This is a genomic window from Rhodoblastus sp. (assembly GCF_041915505.1).
GTDB lineage: Bacteria > Pseudomonadota > Alphaproteobacteria > Rhizobiales > Beijerinckiaceae > Rhodoblastus.
Genome location: NZ_JAYSBG010000457.1, coordinates 1 through 2,401 on the forward strand (window position 1 = coordinate 1; position 2,401 = coordinate 2,401).

Annotated in this window: 3 protein-coding genes; 2 read left to right on the forward strand and 1 reads right to left on the reverse strand. The window is 61.1% G+C overall.

Going from position 1 to position 2,401, the window contains the following annotated elements; genetic code table 11:
• Nucleotides 1-840, reverse strand: an 840-nt coding sequence (locus ACE3S9_RS18545; protein WP_374547952.1) for a lipopolysaccharide biosynthesis protein, incomplete at its 3' end; no start/stop codon positions are given.
• Nucleotides 841-910: 70 nt separating this feature from the next.
• Between ACE3S9_RS18545 and ACE3S9_RS18550 the strand changes: the two genes are divergently transcribed.
• Nucleotides 911-1,927 carry a hypothetical protein gene (locus tag ACE3S9_RS18550; protein ID WP_374547953.1) on the forward strand — a complete coding sequence of 339 codons (1,017 nt, stop codon included), beginning with the start codon at nucleotides 911-913 and terminating at the stop codon, nucleotides 1,925-1,927.
• A 182-nt stretch (nucleotides 1,928-2,109) separates the two neighbouring features.
• The gene (gene groES / locus ACE3S9_RS18555; RefSeq protein WP_374547954.1) at nucleotides 2,110-2,397 is read left to right on the forward strand and encodes a co-chaperone GroES; all 288 of its coding nucleotides are present in this window, start codon (nucleotides 2,110-2,112) and stop codon (nucleotides 2,395-2,397) included.
• Nucleotides 2,398-2,401 lie beyond the last annotated feature (4 nt).

Below are 2,401 nucleotides of genomic sequence, written 5' to 3' on the forward strand. Positions count from 1 at the left end.
CGCCACCTGCGCCTTGGCGTGGCTCTCGCCGTGGGAATCATGCGCGCGCACCGCGATCTGGAACAGCAGGACGTCGAGCGCCGAGCCAATCGCCTGCACCGCGCGCAGGCCGAGGTCATAGGCGAGGGCGAATTTGCCGGTCTCGGCGAAGCCGTACAGGCGCGCGACGAGATCGCGGTTGCCGAGCGGGATCAGTTGATAAAGCACCACGGCCGCGACGATGGGCGCGGCATAATGCGCGAAGGGATGGATCAGCCGCCGGTCGGCAAGCTTCAGCGGGGCGTCTCGGTCGATCAGGCGGCCGCGCCAGATCAATAGGGAGCCGGCGAGGCTGCTCATGCCGGCGATCAGCGCCACCGTCGCCGAGCCGGTGGCCCAGGCGCCGCCGGCGGTCAGGACCAGGGCGAGCAGATTCTTGCTCACGATCAGCCGCACATAGAGCTGGTCGTCGAAACGGGCGCGCACCAAGGCGGTGTGGAAGTCGAACAGGCCATTGGCGACGGAGGCCAACAAGGCCAGCGCGATCAGTTCGCGCGACAAGGCGAATGGCGGGCCAAGCCAGGCGAAAACCAGCGCGAGGGGCAGGAACAGCGCCGTGCAGGCCAGGAAAGCGGCGTCGAGCGTGGCGCGCGTCTCGGGCGCCTCATGGCGGGTCCGCTCGGAATAGAAACGGATGCCGCACAGCCGGACCCATTCGAAGGCCAGCACCTGGCCGAAGGCCATCACCATCACGGCGAGGGCGAATTTGCCATATTCGGCCGGGCCGAGAAATTTGGCGACGATCAGCCCGACGATCAGATTGAAGATCGTATTGACGAGAAACGTCAGGACGACGCTCATCTCGGCCTTCCTCCAGAATCGTCCGGCGCGCTCAAGCTCGTGATATTAATTTCGGCGCGATAAGAAAGTCTTGTCGAGCGTTCCGCTTTTATTCGCCTTATTCGTTTCCGGTCAATCCATGCCGAAAAAGAAGCCTCCGATTTCAAAAATCAAACCCTTCCTGTGGCGCCCGGGCGAAGGATGCGACCCGGACGCTCTGGCCCGCTTGCAGCAAACATTCCTCCGTCCTGCGGAGCCAATGGGCGAGGCCTGGTTCATGGGCGAGCGAAGGTTCTTTCCCGATCTGATGGGCGATCTGGCCGAAATTTCGATTGCGCGGCTCAGAGAAGTTCTTTTTGAAGTGACGACTGGCCCGCAAAACTTCGGGCCACGAAAGGAGTGGACAACGTGGTTCCATTACATTCTCGCGCGGACTTTACCGCGCGCGCATGAATATTCGGCGTTTTCATTCCATTTGGAGACGCTTATCTCTGCGTTCATGGGACAATATCGCACGGGCAAGGAGGCCGAGGCCTATCCGGGCTTTTTCGAGGATGTTCTGGCGACGCTCGGCCGAAGCGTCATGGATGCGGAATGCTGGTATGAAGGCAGTTTCGGCGGCGGCCTTATCCAGCGGGAACTCACTCGCCGCAAGGGAACCTGGCGGTGGTTCGCCGTCAGCGGGGACCTTTCCGCTTCGATGTTCTTGTGCCTGAAATTCTTGCCGAACGAGGCCGTCGCGGCTTGGCTTCGCTCCGTTCTTGCGATCCCCTGCCCACTTTGGCGCGCCCACGTCGTCGCCTGGCTTGTTGGCGCATATGACATCCTGAACGCCAGAAGCGCCGGTCCTTCGGATCTGCGGATCGACGTTCAACCCAGCGTTTTCTGGAATCACGCGGGACTCCTGCGCTATTCGTCGTCGTCGGACGACGAAACGGTTTTTCTTCCGTCCCAAAACCGCATCATGGCGCTTGAAACCGTGGCCGCCTTCATGACCGACGAAGTCTATCTCGACTGGCTTTGTTCGATTGGTGAAGTCGAAGAACTGGAAGCCGATCTTGGCGATATACCGGACGCCTTTCGCAGCCTGTATAAAGCAGGGTGTTAACCAGGCTTGCATCCTACCCATGCGACCGGTCACGATTTTGCGATATCGCTCAATCTTGACACCTTTGGGTGGCGGTCCTATTTAGCCGGTAGCCTGTTAGCACTCCTATATCCGGAGTGCTAACAGGCGCTCTTTTCCCAGCCCCGGCCGTCCGGCCGCGCCGGCAAACACAGGATAGACCCATGGCCTTCCGTCCCCTCCATGACCGCGTCGTCGTCAAGCGTCTCGATAGCGAAGAAAAGACCAAGGGCGGCATCATCATCCCGGATACCGCCAAGGAAAAGCCGCAGGAAGGCGAAATCGTCGCCGTCGGTCCCGGCGCGCGCGATGAAGCCGGCAAGCTGGTTCCGCTCGACGTCAAGGCGGGCGACCGCGTGCTGTTCGGCAAGTGGTCCGGCACCGAGGTCAAGGTCGACGGCCAGGACCTGCTGATCATGAAGGAATCCGACATCCTCGGCATCGTCGCCTGATTTT

Excerpts from the sequence above, each read along its gene's own strand:
- groES (WP_374547954.1), top strand. The coding sequence starts at position 2,110 with ATGGCCTTCCGTCCCCTCCATGACCGCGTCGTCGTCAAGCGTCTCGAT.